The sequence below is a fragment of the Shewanella japonica genome (assembly GCF_002075795.1).
GTDB lineage: Bacteria > Pseudomonadota > Gammaproteobacteria > Enterobacterales > Shewanellaceae > Shewanella > Shewanella japonica.
In genome coordinates this window covers 1,084,613-1,102,609 of record NZ_CP020472.1, presented here as the reverse complement: position 1 = coordinate 1,102,609, position 17,997 = coordinate 1,084,613, and the positions used below count along the sequence as shown (strand labels likewise).

Sequence of the window (17,997 nt, the reverse complement as noted above, 5' to 3'; positions counted from 1 at the left end):
CAGGTTGATTTGACGCATTATAGAGACTGAAATGACCTAAGCAGAATCACATATGAAGGATCAAACCCTCATCCAGTATTGACCAAGTCTCTAGCGTTTCGTGTTACAGCCCCAATGACTCAATGGAAAATGCATCACTTCCCTAATTTCATTCTCAACGCCATTTCCTCAGCACTTAACTCCTAACTGCAAACGGAATTAATTCCTTCTCTCAAGTAACCCATTCAACAGTTTGTGTTTCGTCATTTATTAATCAGTTTGTATAAAAAACAAACCGAGGGTTTCGTCCTACAAACGCGATTAACTAAATTTAATCTTTCTCCCTAGAATGCTCGCCAACACAGTTTCATCAATGCAAAAAGCGCTAGCGGCACAAAAAAGACTGCAGCCTTTTTAGCGAGGTTTGTATGAGATTCACGACTAACAAATGAACGGTTAGTTGACATCAATAACGATTGAATACGCATAGGTTTGCGGTTCAGTAGGAGCAAATACAGCATGACCTTTACTAAAAATTGGATAACCTCTTTCCCGAAGCAAGCTTTATCCATAGGCATCAGCGTAATGGCACTCAACTTTCCAGTGAATGCATTAGCTGAAGAATTTCAATCTGTTGAAGAGAGCGAGCAACAGCAAATTTTGACAGGTAAAGCCATCTTCAAAAAATACGGCATTGCAGATGACTTACCTAAGCTTGGGTTGAATTCATTAGTACAAGGTGAGCACTTGGTTGAGCACGTCAAACGCTCAACCAAAGTCGGCGATGAAGAGCGTAAATCCGAAGTGTTTTTAATTCAAAATACTGACGAGAAAGGCAACATTGACCTTCGTATCAAATATGACCCAGCAAAGCTTGATGAAAACGAAGACATTATTAAAGAAATCGAAGCGAATACTAAAATTGAGTATCGCTTACGTAATTATGCGCAAAGTTATGATCCGAACTCTGTTACCGCAACAGAGCTAGGTAATGGCCAAGTAGAAATCGCATTCAATTACTCTAAGTTTGGCTTACCGCAAGATATTGCTTACTTTCGTTTTATGCGAGTCAAAATCACGGTTGAGAATAACCAACCTGTAAAAATGATTATTAAGAATACCCGTGACTTTGCATATCAAAATTACCGCATTAATGACTATCATCAAGTGGTCAATTTTGAAACCTATGACAATGGTAACGTTGGCGTTAAAAACAAGCGCATCGAAGCCAATGGTGAAAACTCAAAAGGCACAGCCGTTAGCATCGCAACCATCGTTGAACCTGTGGCCTTTTACGATGGTGACATGGAAGCAACCGTTGTTAACCAAGAACGCCTGTCCCAAGTATCAGATCCTCGCTACAAAGAAGAAAGCGTGAAGCTAGACCGCGTATTCCCATTAATGGGGGATTTAGTCCGCCGTCAAGGTATCGATGTGCCTTTACCGTTCGGTGTGTCTGTTGCTTACCGTAATCAAGATATGAATTTTGGCTTTAGTGACTTTGACATTATGGGCGCCAATTTAAATGAGTTCTTTGACCCATTTAAATCGGTAGCTCAAGTGAATGCGGAAAGCTTAAGTTTACGTGGTGATGTGAATATTTTGCCTTTTTGGAATGTATTTGGTTACGTCGGAAAAATTAATGTTGATGCCAAAGTTGATGCTGAATACACAGGTGAAATTGGTCGTCAGTTACAAGATAAGTTAAACAACAAGTTACCTGGTTTAGGTAATGCATTCTGTAATGAGCTATCAGCACTATGTAACTCTGGCACCTTAAACGTACCCCTGCATCTTGAATACGACCTAATGGGGGTTGGAACAACCTTATCGGTTGGTTACAAACAGTTCTTTGCTTCTGTTACAGGTAGCTACTCAAGAACAAGAATGGTCGGAACAGATAAGTGGGGCGACGGCATCTTAACCGTTCAACCAATGCTGGGGTACCAGTTAGCAGATTACCGCGCACAAATCTTTGTTGGTGCTGAATATCAAGGCCTAAAACCTAACATGGAAGGGTCTATCCAAGGCGTCGAACTTGGCGGTGAAGAGTTCTTCTACAACGTGGGAGTTGACCTAGATAAGTGGGCTTACCTTGTTGGCTTTAACAAACAATTTGGTAAGCACTACAACTTAACCGTGCTGTATAACAAAGGCGAAACCCGTAATGCAGTCACACTGAATTTCGGTTACCACTTCTAAATTGACTTGATGTAACCCAAAACATTACCTGAGAAAACCAATGACCTCACTCTATCAAGTTGAGTGAGTCATTTCTCCTTGCACGCACCTCAACGGGTAAGGCTGACATTCAGGGCTGAATTTTCATGAGGGTTTCATCCTACATAACCGATTACGCATGTAGGCACTGAACAATTAATATACAGCCACATTTACAGACAACCTAGCTATCAGGCCTTAACAATAATCAATCAGCCTCATTAGCAAATAACAGGTTACGTTTGGACGATTAGGCCATTACAGGACACGAAAATGACAATATTCAATAAAACCATACTTGCTGTTTCAATCGCATTCACATTAGCAGCTTGTTCTGGCAGCGATGATAATAACGAAACAACACCGACGCCACCGCCACCACCAGAAGTCACGCCACTTCCGACTGAAGAGGTGACGTTAACCATTGGCCAAAGTCAGGTTGAAGCCCTAAAAGAGTCTCATGTTGTGACCTCAGTGACAGGTGAGAAATCACTTGCCAGTATCGAAACATTCAAGGGCATTACTTACGCAACAGCAGAGCGTTTTAGCCATAGTGCGCAACTTGATATGGACGAAACGGTCAATGCGACAGAATTTGGCTTTGCATGTCCACAGCTTAAAACAACATCACAACCTCAATCTGAAGATTGTTTAAATTTGAATATTTGGCGTCCAGCGGATCTGTCAACGGATGTGGTACTACCGGTTTATGTATTTATCCATGGTGGTGATTTTGAATACGGCGCAGGCTCTGAGCCATTGATTCATGGCGATACGGTTGTTGCGCAAGGCGCAGCTGAAGGTAACCCATTTATTGCCGTGACACTTAACTATCGCCTTGGCATGTTAGGCAGCCACTGGCTTAAAGACAATCAAGGCGGCAACTATGGGCTTGGCGATCAAAAGCGCGCTTTAGAGTGGGTCAATAACCATATTGCTGACTTTGGCGGTGATATTGAAAACATCACCCTAATCGGTCAAGGCGCTGGCGCAATGTCGGTAGGCATTTTACAACAAGAAGCAACTGAAGAGCCGATGGCAGGTGAGTATTTTACTCGCGCTATTATGCAAAGTAACCCTGCTGGATTTGATTATCGCACGTACAATCAGGCTAAAAGCTTTGCCACTAGAATTGAAGACACCCGCGCTGAAATGCCAGAACTCAGTGAGTTAAGTTTAGCGGAGATGCCTTTAGAACAGCTGATGACACTTCAGGCTAAAGTGAACTCGCCAATTGGTCGCATCGGTGATTGGACTGGGCTTAGCTGTGTTGATCTGGATAACCTTGTGGGTAGCGGAATATGCTTAACCAGCAAAATATCAGGTGAAGCAAGTCCAATGGCTAATCTAATGCCATTTGCACCATACGTTGAATATTACAAGCCAACATTTGGTTCAACCATTAAAGGCTACCACTTAACGACTCAGCCTTCATTGGATCATTTTACCGTACCGACAGTTGTAGGTTCGAATACGGAAGAAGCCAATACTTTCGCGATGTTGCCAAGCTTAACCTTCTTGATCCCAACGATTATTAACTTAATAAATAATCTCGATCCAGAGTTAATCGAACAAGGTGACATCAATCAAGCCATGCTAACTTGGCTTGCTGACGAGAAAAACATGGCTTTAGTTGAACAAGAAATTGCTCAACTAACCACTGATGATATTAAAGCGCAAGTGGAGCTAGGTGATATCTTACCGAGCAGTGCCTATGAAGCCATTGTTAAGTTTTACTTTGGTCTTGGTAACGGTGACACCACCAATGCATTACTCGATTTAGCAGACTTTTATCCAAACAATGAAAGTGAATTATCGGGCGCTTTAACCAACATGAAGCAATTTAAAATGATGCTAAATGACATGTTATTTGCTGGACCTTCACGTAAACAAGCACGAGAAACCCAAGAAAATAACGTAGACGCCACCTTTTATCAGTTTGGTTACCATGCAAGTTTCAACGTATGGACATACAACACAGAAGGTGAAGATGGCAATCTTGATATCGGCGATGTGATTAAAACGATCAGCTGTATAAGTGGTGCGTGTAATGGCTCTGAACTGCCATTTGTATTTAACAAAGCACTGAAACTGGATGGTTCACCAGTCTCTGTTAGCAGTAAAGATCAAGCGTTAATGGATAAAATGTCTCGCCTGTGGTTTAGCGATGCATTATTTGAAAACTACCAATACAACAACGACAGCGTGTTGTTAATCGACGAAGACGGAATTCATACATTCGAGTCAGATTGGGATAGCAAACAGCCAGGTACGGATCCGGCACTTAGACAAGGTCGCTTACAAGGACTTGAAGATTTAAACCTGATCTTAGGTTACCTATAAGCAGTGACTTAGCGCGATCAAAGCACAAGATTTCACTCTTTGTTAGTCATACCTAACAACTCCCCCAAAAAATAGGCCAGTTCGCTGGCCTTTTTTATGACGTTTTTTGACGATTAACGGATACCTCATGAAGCTGTTTAACCCTATTAAGTCAATTACCCCTATTAAACATATGTCACTGCTGACATTGCTTTGCGGCATATTGTTACTGACAGGCTGCGCCACACCTAACCCAAGTGTCCCTGAAGGATTTGAAAGCCAGTTTGTAAAACGTGACTATCAAGCACAGGCTTACTTAATTCCAGCGGCAAATGAAGCCTTTGCCCGTCGAATTGATTTGGTCAGAAAAGCACAATCAAGCATCGATATGACCTATTTTTCGTGGAATGGCGATACCTTAGGCCTCACCTTACTTAATGAGCTCAAACTCGCAGCTGACCGTGGCGTGAAGGTCAGGCTAACCTTAGATGACCTACTGGTTTTTAATGAAAAATGGCTGGCGGATGTCGACAAACACCCTAATGTCCAAATCAAAATTTTCAACCCATTTAACTCGCGCAAAATGGGCTGGGTTGGCCGTGCTTTTGATTTCCAAATCCATCAAGAAGTGCTAGATAATCGTTTGCATGAAAAGTACTTTAACGTCGATCATCAGCAAATGATCCTCGGCGGTAGAAACATTGGCGACGAGTATTTTGGTTACAGTAAAGAGGCTAACTTTTTCGACTTAGATGTGCTGTTCACTGGCGATATTATTGCGCCATTTGCAACCAATTATGAACAGCAATGGCAAAGTGACTTTGTTGTCCCTGTGAGTGAATTAATTAAGGTGAATGCGGATATTAGCGACACACGCCACTTTTCTAAAGCCTTAGCTAAAACCCAAAAAAAGCACCCAGAAATAACACAAAATATTGAATTAACAATCAATAATATGACAAACCCAGCGTTTATTGATGTGACAGTGTCACCTGTTTTCGATTCTCTGCAAAAAATGCATGACCGTTTACCTTACTTCAGAACACGAGCTGAAATGACGGTCAGTGAAGAGTTAAAGCAAGCCAAGGATGTCGTTATTTCAACCCCTTACATTGTGCCGACAGATAACGAGTTTACGGTCATTGCAAACCTGACAACCCAAGCATCTAAAGTCACGTTAGTGACCAACTCGTCAGCGTCAAATGATTCGCTATTTATCCCGGCATATTATGAAAAGCACCGTCAAACCTTATTGGATATGGGAGTCGATATATATGAATATAAAGACACGGCCAAAAATGACGATCATTTTTACCATGGTGATACTTACTACCATAACAAGACCATTATTCTAGATAATCATGTCTCTTATGTGGGCTCATCAAATTTTGACCCACGCTCAGATTTCTTAAACATAGAGTTTGGCTTGTTCGTTCACTGCACCGAGTTTGCCGAGCATCTACACCAGTATCTTTTACAACAAAAAGCCACGCTTTTTTGGCATGTAACCCAACAAGAAAACGGGGATATCCAGTGGCGAAGTCAAGATAAGGTACTCAATAGCAATCCTAATTATGGAAGCTGGCATAAATTACCCGACTGGCTGTTTAGAAAAATGGATGGTGAGTCAGAGTTATAACTTGATACTGCAATGCATCTTTACCGTTCACGATTTTAGGGCATAACATTTCCATGTTATGCCCTATTTTTATTTGCCCCATCAAATACAACGACGTTTTAAAGCTAACGCAGTTCATTACGCTCTTCAGCCATTTTTATTGAAAATAGCGTAAATCAAACAGCAACATCACTTGAGTTCAGTTATGCTAATAATATCCAGTCTTCAGTTATGTTAATAATTTAGAGCCTGATGCAACCAACCTCGGAGCGGTGAATGAATTTTAGTCTAGAGCAGCTACAAGCTTTCGTGATTGTTTATGAGGAACAATCAATCAGTAAAGCCGCAATCAAACTCAATAAACACCGCACGACTGTTGGACAAGTGATCAGCAATTTAGAAGACCAAGTAGCAGTGACCTTGTTTGAACGAGGCGCTCGAAATGTCACCCCAACCCACGAAGGCAGTTTACTGTACCATTACGCTAAGCAAGCCTTAGAACAAGTCAAAACTTTCGATAAAGTCGCGCTTAGCCTTTCTTACGGCGAACTTGATTCAATTACAATCGCTTATAACAGCTTTATTCCACACACAGCCTTGTCATTGATTAGAGCGCAGCTCACCTCTGACTTTCCTAATATGCGGGTGCGTCTATTAGTGCGGACTCAGCAAGAGATCCGAGCGGGAATTGAAGATGAGTCTATTCATTTTGGTATTGTGAATATCACGAATGCCAGCGCCATGAGTAATTTAGATTATGTCTTACTCGGCCAAATGCCTTTTGCTCCGTACGTTAATCGCAATAGTGATATCGCCAAACTCGATAGCAATGAAGTGTTTACCGCGCTGCAATCATCAAGACAAATTATTCTAAAATCTTTTTTAGATGAAAATATGGCAAAAAAAATCACCTTGTCACCCCATTATGATGTTGTGGATCAATTGTCGCTCGCCATCAAATTAGTCAACGATAATTTAGGCTGGACCTTACTCCCAAAACATCAAGATCATGCCAACGCCACCAATGAGCTACAGCAAATACAATGTCCGCAAATTAGCGATGACTATTACGTTCCACTGGCTTTGTGGAGTTTAAAAACAAAACCCATCATTGAAGTGAAAAAGTCGATAAAAGCGGCGTTTGATCGATACATATCATTAGGCCAGCAGGTTCAATAGCAATCCTTTACTGAAAACATACTCGTCATAAAAAACACGCAATAAAAAAGCGACTCAACGTCGCTTTTTTACATCAGTTACATGACAATTAACACGGTAATCAACACGACAATCAACACGGAAAAAGCCGCACTACATCGTGAATAACCGCCAGATAAGATTGGCACTCGATTAAAAATAAGCCTTGTATAGCGCCCAAACTACCGTCTCATCAGCTGAGTAATCAAAATGAGTTGATGACGTGCTTGCTAGTGTATTTTCAATCTTAATCTGACCCCAACGAGTTTTGTCTTGGCTTAATGGTGTTGCGACTTCTAATGTGGTTTTTAGCACCGATGTTTCAATACTGCCTGTCATGTAGGTATATTCAGGGTTAATCATAAAATAGGTGCCATCATTGCCCGTTTTCAAAATCAAGAATATATCGCCTGTTGCCCCATAAGTTGCCGTGTCTGACTCCCCCATCATCTCGACAAAATCATCACTGTATTCACCACCTAGCACGCCCGCTCTTACGAATAAATTAACCTTGTCACTCGGTAACGTAATCGATGCAATTCCGCCAATAGCCGCCGTGGTAAAAGCATCATTGTTAATCATATCCAATGACATCGCGACCTTAGGTACGGCTGTACTTTCTAAATCAAACACATGAAAGTATTGTAAACGACTGTCGCTATACTCACCTTCATTGTTCATCGTCCCTTCAAGCGTCAGCATTCCTTCTTGGGTGGGACTGACACTAAACGAACCTGAAATAGACACCTTCAAGTCCCCTTTATTGCTCATCGCGGCGTAGCCAGATGTCGTTGCTTTGGTTAAATCAGAAGGGTCATGTTCAGGCTTTTCTTCGGCAACGATTGCCGAGGAATAAGTGCCAGTAAACATTAGTGAGCTCAATAAAAGTGTTGCTAAGGTCGATCGTTTCATTAGTGCTATCTCCGGTATTGATGCAAACCGAGATAGTAAAACCACTTCTTAAGTCCAGATAATCGCCAAGCGATGACAATTTCATCATCACACGCTTCAATGCAGATAAAAAATCCACAATAAAACCCGCCTCTTGGGAATAAAAGCCTTTCTTTTACACAAAAGGTACACAAAAGGTACACAAAAGGGGCAGTCCCCCTCAAAGGTGATGATTAAACCCTCCCTAAGAGATATCACTTTTTTGCAGTTAGCCAGTAAATTACTCGTCATTCAACAGGCAAACACGCTGCCTGAATACGATGGATTTAATGTTCATCTTTCTAACTCGAGGAATAATCATGAAATTAGTCAGCAAAATCACTCCATTGGTTATCGCAATGGCACTCATTGGTGGTCAAGTTCAAGCACAAGACTTTGATATTGTCATCAACGAAGGACGTGTGATGGATCCTGAAACAGGTTTTGATCAAGTCGCCAATATTGGTATTAAAGATGGTAAAATTTTAAGCATTACCAAAGACATCATCGAAGGAAAGCAATCAATCAACGCCAAGGGGTTAGTGGTTGCACCTGGGTTTATTGACACTCACTCTCATGTATCAAACATTCCATTTGGGCAAAAGTTGCACTTACGTGACGGTGTAACGACCCCATTAGATTTAGAGATTGGCTCTTACCCTGTTAATACTTTCTACGACCGACTAGAAGGCAAGTCGATGACCAACTACGGCACATCGGTATCACCCGCTGGCATACGTGAATCGATTATTAACCCAGAATATCACTCAAATACAGCATCAATTGTTACTGACTTATTTGAGCAGCATGAACATGAGCATTCTCATGCCAGCATGGCAGTAGCCACCTTCTTACCTAACAAAGAGCAAATTGGCCAGATCAACCAAATGGTTGATGAAGAAATGAAGCAAGGCGCAATCGGTATTGGTGTTCCTGTAGGTTATATGTCAGTTGGTACGACATCAGAAGAAACCATTTCATGGCAAGAAACCGCAGCTAAATATGGTTCATCAACTTATTTACATGGCCGATTCTCAAGCCAAAAACCGGCAACAACTGGCATTTTAGGCTTCCAAGAAATGATCTCAAATGTAGGTATTTATGGCGGCGGCTTACTGATCCAACATATCCACCAACAATCATTAGAGAAAACACCTGAAGCATTAAAAATGATTGCTGATGCGCGTAAAGCTGGACTAAAGGTTTCAGCAGAGGTTTACCCATACTATCAAGGTGCAACTATTGCTGGCGCAGATTACCTCGTCCCTGATAACTATGGTCCAAACATGGGTAGAACGTATAAAGACATCATTGAAGTGGCAACCATGAAGCCGTTAACTAAAGAACGTTACGATGAGTTAGTGGCAAACAACCCAAGTGCATCAGTAATTTTTGCAGGTATTTCTAAGCAAGGTATGCTGGAAGCGTTAGTGGATCCAAATGTTCATGTTGGTAGTGACGCGATGCCGTTAACAATCCCTGCTACTGGGCAAATGGCTGTTGAGTTTGATACCCCTTATGAAGGCTTACAAGGTCACCCTAGAGCTGCGGGGACTCATGGCAAAGTATTACGTTTAGTGCGTGAGCAAAACATCATGCCACTCATGACTGCTATCTCTAAAATGAGCTACAAGCCTGCTAAATACTTACAAGAAAACGGTGTGCATGCGATGGAAAATAAAGGCCGTATTCAAGTGAACAAAGATGCAGACATTACTATTTTTGACCCTACAACCGTAACAGATAACGCCACGTTAACCGATGCAGGTTTACCAACAACGGGGATTCCCTATGTATTGATTAACGGTACCGTCATTGTTAATGACTCTGTGGTATTAAAAGATATCTACCCAGGTCAAGCGGTAAGAAACTAAGCGTTTTATTGTTCTCAACAAAACGTATAGGGGCGTTAATGATTGCATTAACGCCTCTTTTTACAGTGTTCACTGCGCATCATTTATTTATATCTCTAAGCACTATTTATTTATATCCCTTTGCCCCATTCATTACATGAATAGCCACATGCCATAAATTTGATTGCTTTCATGGCTGGCATTGTTACTTTATAAACACGTTCACGCTGACGACTAAGACGAAACCAGCTTTTTTCTTAATGAGCCGCTTCAGTCAGTGATGTTGAAACTTGATGGCTATAAGCTAAAAAAGCAATTCAATACACCATTACAATTCAATACAGCATTACAAGTACAAGGATTAGTTATGTTGCGCCAAAATCTTGCATCAGCCATCACCCTTTTGGCCTTATCGAGCTTTCAAGTCACTAGCACTGCATATGCTGCAACAAACCTAGCTACAACAAACCAAGCAGATCTAAAATGGCCAAACAACTATCAAGCTGCGGTGAGTTTATCTTATGATGATGCACTACTCAGCCAATTAAACTACGCGATTCCAGCGCTAAATAAGCATGGTTTTAAAGCCTCTTTTTATCTCACGCTATCTAATTCTGGTACCCAAACAGCGCTAGCGCGATGGCGTGATATTGCCGCTGATGGCCACGAACTGGGCAACCACACCTTATTCCATGCCTGCAGTAAAAGTATTGAAGGACGTGAGTGGGTCGAGCCTCACAATAATATTGATACTAAAACCGTGGCGCAAATGCAGCAAGAAATCGAAACCGCCAATACCTTCCTCCAAGCCATAGACCAACAAACTGAGCGTACTTTTACGCCGCCATGCGGTGATTTTTATGCCGCAGATGGTAATTATATTGATGCCATACGTGAAAACTTTGTCGCTATAAAAGGTTACAACCCACAACTGGCTCCAAAGTTCGATTTGCTATTAATGCCTGAAAATGTAGATGGCGAAACCTTGATTAATTTTGTCAAGCAAGCCCAGCAACAAGGGGGCATTGCCAACATATTATTTCACGGCATTGAAGAAGATTACTTAAGCGTCAGCAATCAAGCTCACAATGAATTACTGCAGTATTTGAGCGATAACCGAGACTTACTGTGGGTCGATACCTATTTAAATATTATGCAGCATGTAAAGCAGCGTACCACTGCCCCGGCACAGTAATTGCCAATTAATATCTGCTCGAAATTAACCATTAAATAACCGATACAAGAAATAAAAAAGCCGCTATTTAAATAGCGGCTAGTCGTTTTCTACTCTGGCTGTATCTACTCTGTTTTAAGCGCTAATTAGCGATAAAACATAAATGACTAGAAACGATAATTCATCAACAAGCCAAAAAAGTGTAAATCGATATCGTAATCGCCTTGTAGCGTACTCTCCAATGGCGAACCTTCTAACAAGGTATATTCAATACTCGATTGACCTGCATATAAATACTCATAATACATCTGTAAGCGCCATTGTGAGTTCAGCTCATAACTTGCGCCCATACCCAACTTCCAAATTTCACCTGTTGGTACATCAGGGTACTGATAAGTCGGATCATCTTGAGGTGATGTCTCATAATAAACACCACTTTCTAAACGCCACTTACTGTTAAGCTGGTAATGCACCCCAACACTGGCTGAAACGGTATCTTTCCAATCGCGAGCAATGCCGCCGCTTGCATTGGTTAGTGTCACAGGTGTTTCAGCAATTTTACTGAAATCAGTCCAGCCTAGACTCCACATCATTGCTGTGTCTGCGGTCAATTGATGATGACCACTTAATAATGCCATCGCCGGCATAACCACATTAATTGATGAGTCGTTACTTGCACCTAAGGCAGTGACTTCGCCATCTAATTCATGATCGATTTCCGAGCGATATGTAAAACCGATTTGGTTATTAGCATCGATTTTATAAAAACTACTCAAGGTATAACCAAAATCTAGACTGTCACCAGTGACTTCAATTTTCGGAATAATACCATCGGTGCTGCCAGCCAAATTCTGCTCTAACACACCCAATTCAGACACTAACCCAACGCCAAATGACAGCTGTTCATTCACTTTATATGACACACTTGGGTTAAGTTGCACAGTCAGCAACTGCGCATCTTGTAGTAATAAAGCGCCTGCATAATCAGGGCCGTAGTCAATCAGCGAACCGCCACTTGAAGCCAAAGCGACACCAGCAGTCCATTTGTCATTAATAGGTTGAATATAATAAAAAGAACCTACAGGCATGCTAGTACCAGCGGCAGTTTGATCATCGCCACCAGCAAAAACCCCCGTTGAACCGCTATCGGTATAATCAATACTCGATACCATGCCTTGAATATTAAATGCCATCACTGGCGTATCAAACTCAGACATAGCTGCGGGGTTAGCAAAAGCTGTTTCTGCGCCTTCTGCAATTGCTTGTGCTCCTGCTCCAGCGGTGCTGTTACTCATCATTCCTAATTCTGGGAACATATAAGCACCAGCATTGGCGTTGGTTGCGACTAACATTGATAGCGCAATAATCGAAATAGTATGTTGTTTCATGGTTATTCCAAATGAGTCATCTTTGATGGATGAGTAGGCTAGGTTTCAGTTAATGCCAGTGAAGACCTAGCCAGCACAATTACATTGCGTTGAGATAAGATTTATAAGAATGCAGCCTGACCGTGGCTGCGCCAATCACATCAATAAAGCCAAAGAAAGCATGTGGCTTTTTCGCTGCAATCCACGCAGAACCTGTCGCCCCAATTGGAATAACCTTACCTTCAGGCTCAAAGATTTCTAAAATGACAGTGCGGCCATGAGAGCTAGTGTTTGCCCCTACATGTTGACGGACGCTTTGAGGGCCTTGAAGTGGCGAGATAGATGACTCACCAGTCCCCGCTGTAAAGCTATGTACTTTGGCGCGGAATACTTCGCCAGGGTATGCATCGACATAAAACTCAGCAAATTGACCTTTTTCAACATATCTAAAGGTTTGATCTGGTATGCGCATCTCTAAAAATTTACGTGAGGTATCATATAAATGCATATTACCCATGCGACTGCCATCAGCGACATTCACCACTGCAACTTGACCGTCAAAAGGCGCACGAACCGTCTTTCTGTTTTGCTCAAACTCAACACGCTTATAATCGGCATGCAGCGATACTAAACTTGAGCGAGCAATACGTAATTGCGATCGGTAGCTCTCGATATCGCGTTCTGTAAAGATTTCAGGAGAAATCTCAGCACGCCTAATATCACGTAGCATCTGCGCGATAGACTCTTCTTGAGTCACGATGGATGCATTGATGTTTTCCAAGTCAGCATTTGAGCTAGTATCGATTAAGGTATAAATCACATCACCTTTTTCGACGTACTGGTTATGCTCAACATGGATCTCATCAATTTGCTCTCGAAGTACGGTTGAAAGCACAGAATGCGGAGCTTTAATGGTCGATGAATAGGTTAAATCCACAGGTGCCCATAAGCGTGATAACACACCTAATAACACCAGAATTAATACCCCGCCAGAGACTATCCAAAATGCACTTTTCAATGTCCATTTGATTGCACCGGTAGAGACTAAAATCCACATTAATAAAATGTACGGGATCATCACTTCTTTCATGACTTCACCTCAACTTTTGTTTCAGACTGATTAAGTGCCGGTGCTGCATTGTCAGCATTACCGACAACATCTTGTCGCTCCTTTTCGAAGCGGCTATTACGGATAATATTACTGAGTGACTTGCCTAATTGTTCCCAATTGGCAAAAGCGATAATGATGGCAAGTACCCACCAAGCTTTATGGACAAATAAGCCACAAAGAGACAAGGCAAACACTAATTGAATATGCGAACTCTTCTTTTCTTCGGCTTTATGTACCGCGACTTCATGAAGATCCCACAATAAGTAAGCAACAAATAAGGCGAGCGCGATAGTGACCGAAAACAGATAACCACTGAAATACTCAGAGTTAAAAATCATCATCATGGCGTCATTAGGGGTGTTACTGAATTGGGTTAAATCGATATCTTTAGAATTGATTGTGCCCATTGGGGCAAGCAGATAAGCGCCGGCAATCATAACTGCCATAAAGCTCATAAACTTCAGTAATACTTTACATATAATAAATATTACTCGGAAAATACTTTTTAAAACGTTCATATCCTTTCCTCTTTAACATTCACCATGGTGCAAACATGTTGAAAAGTTAGGTCAATAACAACTCACGCTCGTTGGCTGAAAGTGTTAATAACGTCGCGAAGATCAGTGAACTTCCATGTGACGACATTGAAAAATGCCTTCTGATTTCATTGACTAATGTAATGACTCAGCTAATTGCTTTGGTATTACTCAGGTGCGTGTAGATGATTAACCTGTTGTTCGTCATGGTGATGATTATGCTCATGGTGGAGATTATGATCATGGTGCTGATGGCTATCGTGGCTATCATGATTGGCTAACTCACCAGCAAAAATCTGATTAATATCAATGTGCTTTAACGATTGGTTATTAGCCTGTTTAATCGCAATCATAAAGCCATTTTCGTCATGAATATGCGGGACAGTCATATCAACATCGCCACCGCATGCGCTCACAGTCAATGGCATTGCAGATACACCGATAACGAACAAAAATGACGTGGTCAATAAACTGTTTTTCATCATCTAGCTCCTTACTTGTGACTCAAATTAAGTGTGCATTGATAAGCGTTAGGGCTTGAGTATGCCAACCTGTTTGCTGGCATACTCAGCTTAATGAACCTTAACGAGGACTAACGAAGGGTGATTTTTGGTGATTCTAAAGGCTTATCAAATAAACCGAAGAACTCAGGTACCGCAGTCGCATCGCCGCTCACTTGGATATATCCTTGTTGAACCGCATTAACAAAATCGACCTTACCGACCAGTAATCCTAAGAACACCGTTTTAGTTAACTTAACTGTGGCCTTTGGCTCACCTTGATAGTCTTTGTGGAACTGAGCCACACTGCGACGCACTTCAAGAGCATGGGTTTCATTGGTATCGCCAAATTCAAATGCAACCGTAAAGTGTTTGTCTTGGCTACGCTCAGCGTTCAAGCTGAAACGTAATGCATTCACTAGCTGCGATGGCTCAAACTCTGCCATTAAGTCAGGTGCTTGAAGGTTAATCTTCTTCGAGTAATCAATTGTGCCATCCAACTCTTGCGCTGAGGTTAAGTACCAGTTGCGCCAGTTATTGTTGGTTTCTCTGTAACCTAACTCTCTTAGCGCCATCGCTTTTAGCTCACGAGGCTCCATATCGTTCAAATCGATTCGAATGGCGTGGGTTGCTAATTCAGCACACCATTGGAAGTCACCGTTATCACAAGCATCAACCGCAAAATCCATCATCTTGTCTTTGCCGCCAACCATCGCAACATAACGCTGAGATGCTTCAACTGAGTAAGTTGGGTTAAGTGTTGTTGGGTCACCATCAAACCAGCCCATTTCACCAACAAAGATTTGTTTTGCTGCGTGACGAATAGATCCGTAGAAGTCACCTAACCAAGGATGGTTAACTAAGTGCTCAGGTAAGGTGATTTGACGGATTAAATCTTCCTGTGTCGCACCATCGTTAATGGCTTTGATAGATTGGTCATAGGTAAATTGAATCGCGTCACGATAAGACGTTAAAGTGTCATCTACATGGGCAGCACCATTAACTGGGCGGCCGTGAGATAACATCATGGTGTTCGCTTTATATTCACGTAGCATATCAACACCTGGGAACCACACACTTGGGTCGCGATACTGGGTGCCACGAATAGTGTGTAAGTTCGGGAAACTCTCACCTTGGATGACTTCAGAGCCAAACAGCATGTCAAATTCAGGGAAGTAAGCGGTGATTTCATCAGAAGCTTCTGAAGGTACGTGCTTAAATTCTACTTTTACCCCTTCAATCTCCATTTCTAACTTACCAAACATTCCTTCAACTAAGGTATTTGGCTTAATTAAGCTGTGCTCACGGATTTCAAAGTCAGGGCCTAAGCCGCCATTAATACGGCCGCCTTCTTCAACATTAAGTAACGTGCCTAATGAATAATCAACGCGGAAACCAAGTGCTGGGCCGGTGCCGCCCATAGAGCCTTTAACCACGTTTTTCATAAAGGTATCGTGGGCAATAATTTTAGCGTTTTCTACACCTTCAATACCGCGAACACCAGCGTGGTGATCTGGATGCCAGTGAGAATACATCACAGCTGCAACAGGCTTTTCGTTGCCTGTCACTTTACGAAAATCAGCCATTACAGCTTGCATTTTGTCCACTGACTCAACAGGGTCAAAAATCAATAACCCCTTGTCACCATCAACAATCATCGGCGACGTTAAGCCATAACCATAGACTTGATAAAATTTGTCTTTATAAACAAATAAGCCTTTGTCCATTTTCTTTGAGTGAGCAGTTAACTGTGGGTGAACCTTGTCAGATTCAGCGTCAAAGGCGTCATTGCCGCCAGTCGGAATGAAAGTCATATCTTGGGTATCACCGTGCCAAAAATGAGTGGCACCTGAGTTTTCTCCCAAGTAATAATCATGAGAAAGCGTTGGAATATCGACACTCACACCATCAAACCTATGTTGATGTGCATAAGCTGCAAGTGTTGTGCTTGAAAAAGAAGTAGCTAAAAGAACAGATAACGTAATGACAGATCGTTTCATATAAACCTCGTTTCATAATTATCAATATTTGATGGAGGTATCGTATATAAATACTGCAGAAGTTAGCTGATATATGATATAAGTTAACTTATATCAAGAGCAATAATGACACTTAAGTTAAGAAATGAAGCATTCAGATTACAGTCTTATTCCGACCTTTGTAGCCATAGTCGAAGAGAAAAGTTACACCAAAGCAGCTAAGCGTTTAGGCATTAGTCAATCGGCTGTCAGCCAAGGTGTGACAAGGCTTAAAGACGTTTTTAAAGACCCGCTTTTTATTCGAAGCAGCCATGGTGTTGAACCCACTCAGTTTGCTTTTGATATCTATCCAACATTGGCAAGCGCGGTGGAAAATATCGCCTATACCATGCCCGAATTTAAAAAGTTTGATCCGCTAAAATGTGACAAACAATTTGTTATTTCGTCATTAAGTGTATTCGGTTATACCCTGCTCCCTGAGCTTGCAGCCTTAATGAGCCATGAAGCACCATTAGCCAGTGTCAAAGTCGAACCACTATTTAACCATGACCTCACCAATATCCTGCGTTCACAACAATGCGACTTAGTCATTGAGGCGCACTCGAATCAACACAGTGATTTACGCTCTAAAGTCATTATGAAAGACAACCTGTGTGTGATGTGTCGTAAGGAGCATCCAAGGTTCAAAGATAATAAAATCACCATTGAATCTTTCCTCGCAGAAAAACATGTGATTCATTCTCAATTAGATCAACAAGACGGTTATTTGATGGGACGTGGATTAAAAGATGAAAGCACTTTAGGGAAACGACAAATCGCATGGCAAGCTAGCAGTATTATTGAAATGCTTCCAGTGATTGAGCAATGTGATTACATCTCCATTTTACCGCAGCGATTAGTCGATAAATACGTTGATGTATTCAACCTCAAACAGCTCGACGCCAGTTTTTTACAAGATCCAGTGGAAGTCGCCATGTACTGGCATTCATCAAGAACCAATGACCCAAGCCATAAATGGCTACGTAACCAACTTGAAAAAGCGACCAAGAAATATAGTAGAGCTTAAGTTGAATGATATCGGATAATGATATTTTATTTGGTGCTCCTCATCGCAACAATCGTTAGTAACGAGGTGTCAGCAATCAAGCCCATAAAGAGGTATTACAATACTTAGCAGACAATCAAGACATCCTGTGGGTCGACACTTATCG

Annotated in this window: 14 protein-coding genes; 7 read left to right on the top strand and 7 right to left on the bottom strand. The window is 41.7% G+C overall.

All coding sequences use genetic code 11. The features are described from left to right. Positions 1 to 323: 323 nt before the first annotated feature. A complete protein-coding gene (locus SJ2017_RS21575) occupies positions 324 to 500 on the bottom strand; it encodes a hypothetical protein (RefSeq protein WP_167692891.1) in 177 nt (58 codons plus the stop codon). Here SJ2017_RS21575 and SJ2017_RS04635 point away from each other — a divergent pair. The 4 genes from SJ2017_RS04635 (at position 499) to SJ2017_RS04620 (ending at position 7,318) form a co-directional block, all read left to right on the top strand. Beyond that, positions 499 to 2,181: a hypothetical protein gene (locus SJ2017_RS04635; RefSeq protein WP_080915025.1), complete on the top strand. Its 1,683-nt coding sequence runs from the start codon at positions 499 to 501 to the stop codon at positions 2,179 to 2,181. The genes SJ2017_RS21575 and SJ2017_RS04635 overlap by 2 nt on opposite strands. 291 nt (positions 2,182 to 2,472) lie before the next feature. Next, positions 2,473 to 4,542 carry a carboxylesterase family protein gene (locus SJ2017_RS04630; RefSeq protein ID WP_080915024.1) on the top strand — a complete coding sequence of 690 codons (2,070 nt, stop codon included), beginning with the start codon at positions 2,473 to 2,475 and terminating at the stop codon, positions 4,540 to 4,542. 127 nt (positions 4,543 to 4,669) lie between these two features. Next, positions 4,670 to 6,160, top strand: a complete 1,491-nt coding sequence (locus tag SJ2017_RS04625) for a phospholipase D family protein (RefSeq protein WP_218919242.1) — start codon at positions 4,670 to 4,672, stop codon at positions 6,158 to 6,160. Between the two features lie 255 nt (positions 6,161 to 6,415). Further along, positions 6,416 to 7,318, top strand: a complete 903-nt coding sequence (locus SJ2017_RS04620) for a LysR family transcriptional regulator (protein ID WP_080915023.1) — start codon at positions 6,416 to 6,418, stop codon at positions 7,316 to 7,318. 171 nt (positions 7,319 to 7,489) lie between these two features. Here the strand turns inward: SJ2017_RS04620 and SJ2017_RS04615 are convergent, their stop codons facing one another. After that, positions 7,490 to 8,248: a hypothetical protein gene (locus SJ2017_RS04615; RefSeq protein ID WP_055024821.1), complete on the bottom strand. Its 759-nt coding sequence runs from the start codon at positions 8,246 to 8,248 to the stop codon at positions 7,490 to 7,492. A 338-nt stretch (positions 8,249 to 8,586) separates the two neighbouring features. Here SJ2017_RS04615 and SJ2017_RS04610 point away from each other — a divergent pair, with 338 nt between their 5' ends. Both SJ2017_RS04610 and SJ2017_RS04605 read left to right on the top strand, forming a co-directional pair. Further along, positions 8,587 to 10,140 (top strand): amidohydrolase family protein, encoded by a 1,554-nt coding sequence (locus SJ2017_RS04610; protein WP_167692890.1) that lies wholly within the window; start codon positions 8,587 to 8,589, stop codon positions 10,138 to 10,140. Positions 10,141 to 10,486: 346 nt separating this feature from the next. Continuing rightward, a complete protein-coding gene (locus SJ2017_RS04605) occupies positions 10,487 to 11,314 on the top strand; it encodes a polysaccharide deacetylase family protein (RefSeq protein WP_167692889.1) in 828 nt (275 codons plus the stop codon). A 146-nt stretch (positions 11,315 to 11,460) separates the two neighbouring features. Here the strand turns inward: SJ2017_RS04605 and SJ2017_RS04600 are convergent, their stop codons facing one another. The 5 genes from SJ2017_RS04600 to SJ2017_RS04580 form a co-directional block, all read right to left on the bottom strand. Next, entirely contained in the window at positions 11,461 to 12,681 is a 1,221-nt protein-coding gene (locus SJ2017_RS04600) for an OmpP1/FadL family transporter (protein WP_080915020.1), read from the bottom strand. A gap of 79 nt (positions 12,682 to 12,760) precedes the next feature. Beyond that, the gene (locus tag SJ2017_RS04595; protein WP_080915019.1) at positions 12,761 to 13,750 is read right to left on the bottom strand and encodes an efflux RND transporter periplasmic adaptor subunit; all 990 of its coding nucleotides are present in this window, start codon (positions 13,748 to 13,750) and stop codon (positions 12,761 to 12,763) included. After that, the gene (locus tag SJ2017_RS04590; protein WP_225442179.1) at positions 13,747 to 14,289 is read right to left on the bottom strand and encodes a magnesium transporter; all 543 of its coding nucleotides are present in this window, start codon (positions 14,287 to 14,289) and stop codon (positions 13,747 to 13,749) included. The genes SJ2017_RS04595 and SJ2017_RS04590 overlap by 4 nt, the downstream gene beginning before the upstream one ends. A 185-nt stretch (positions 14,290 to 14,474) precedes the next feature. Next, positions 14,475 to 14,792: a hypothetical protein gene (locus tag SJ2017_RS04585; protein ID WP_167692888.1), complete on the bottom strand. Its 318-nt coding sequence runs from the start codon at positions 14,790 to 14,792 to the stop codon at positions 14,475 to 14,477. A gap of 107 nt (positions 14,793 to 14,899) precedes the next feature. Further along, positions 14,900 to 16,807: an alkyl/aryl-sulfatase gene (locus SJ2017_RS04580; protein WP_080915018.1), complete on the bottom strand. Its 1,908-nt coding sequence runs from the start codon at positions 16,805 to 16,807 to the stop codon at positions 14,900 to 14,902. 124 nt (positions 16,808 to 16,931) lie between these two features. Here SJ2017_RS04580 and SJ2017_RS04575 point away from each other — a divergent pair, with 124 nt between their 5' ends. Further along, positions 16,932 to 17,852 (top strand): LysR family transcriptional regulator, encoded by a 921-nt coding sequence (locus SJ2017_RS04575; RefSeq protein WP_080915017.1) that lies wholly within the window; start codon positions 16,932 to 16,934, stop codon positions 17,850 to 17,852. Positions 17,853 to 17,997: the final 145 nt, after the last annotated feature.

Bases quoted from the DNA above. Each gene is read 5' to 3' on its own strand.
- SJ2017_RS04635 (WP_080915025.1), top strand. From the start codon at position 499: ATGACCTTTACTAAAAATTGGATAACCTCTTTCCCGAAGCAAGCTTTA.
- SJ2017_RS21575 (WP_167692891.1), bottom strand. From the start codon at position 500: ATGCTGTATTTGCTCCTACTGAACCGCAAACCTATGCGTATTCAATCG.
- SJ2017_RS04630 (WP_080915024.1), top strand. From the start codon at position 2,473: ATGACAATATTCAATAAAACCATACTTGCTGTTTCAATCGCATTCACA.
- SJ2017_RS04625 (WP_218919242.1), top strand. From the start codon at position 4,670: ATGAAGCTGTTTAACCCTATTAAGTCAATTACCCCTATTAAACATATG.
- SJ2017_RS04620 (WP_080915023.1), top strand. From the start codon at position 6,416: ATGAATTTTAGTCTAGAGCAGCTACAAGCTTTCGTGATTGTTTATGAG.
- SJ2017_RS04615 (WP_055024821.1), bottom strand. From the start codon at position 8,248: ATGAAACGATCGACCTTAGCAACACTTTTATTGAGCTCACTAATGTTT.
- SJ2017_RS04610 (WP_167692890.1), top strand. From the start codon at position 8,587: ATGAAATTAGTCAGCAAAATCACTCCATTGGTTATCGCAATGGCACTC.
- SJ2017_RS04605 (WP_167692889.1), top strand. From the start codon at position 10,487: ATGTTGCGCCAAAATCTTGCATCAGCCATCACCCTTTTGGCCTTATCG.
- SJ2017_RS04600 (WP_080915020.1), bottom strand. From the start codon at position 12,681: ATGAAACAACATACTATTTCGATTATTGCGCTATCAATGTTAGTCGCA.
- SJ2017_RS04595 (WP_080915019.1), bottom strand. From the start codon at position 13,750: ATGAAAGAAGTGATGATCCCGTACATTTTATTAATGTGGATTTTAGTC.
- SJ2017_RS04590 (WP_225442179.1), bottom strand. From the start codon at position 14,289: ATGAACGTTTTAAAAAGTATTTTCCGAGTAATATTTATTATATGTAAA.
- SJ2017_RS04585 (WP_167692888.1), bottom strand. From the start codon at position 14,792: ATGATGAAAAACAGTTTATTGACCACGTCATTTTTGTTCGTTATCGGT.
- SJ2017_RS04580 (WP_080915018.1), bottom strand. From the start codon at position 16,807: ATGAAACGATCTGTCATTACGTTATCTGTTCTTTTAGCTACTTCTTTT.
- SJ2017_RS04575 (WP_080915017.1), top strand. From the start codon at position 16,932: ATGAAGCATTCAGATTACAGTCTTATTCCGACCTTTGTAGCCATAGTC.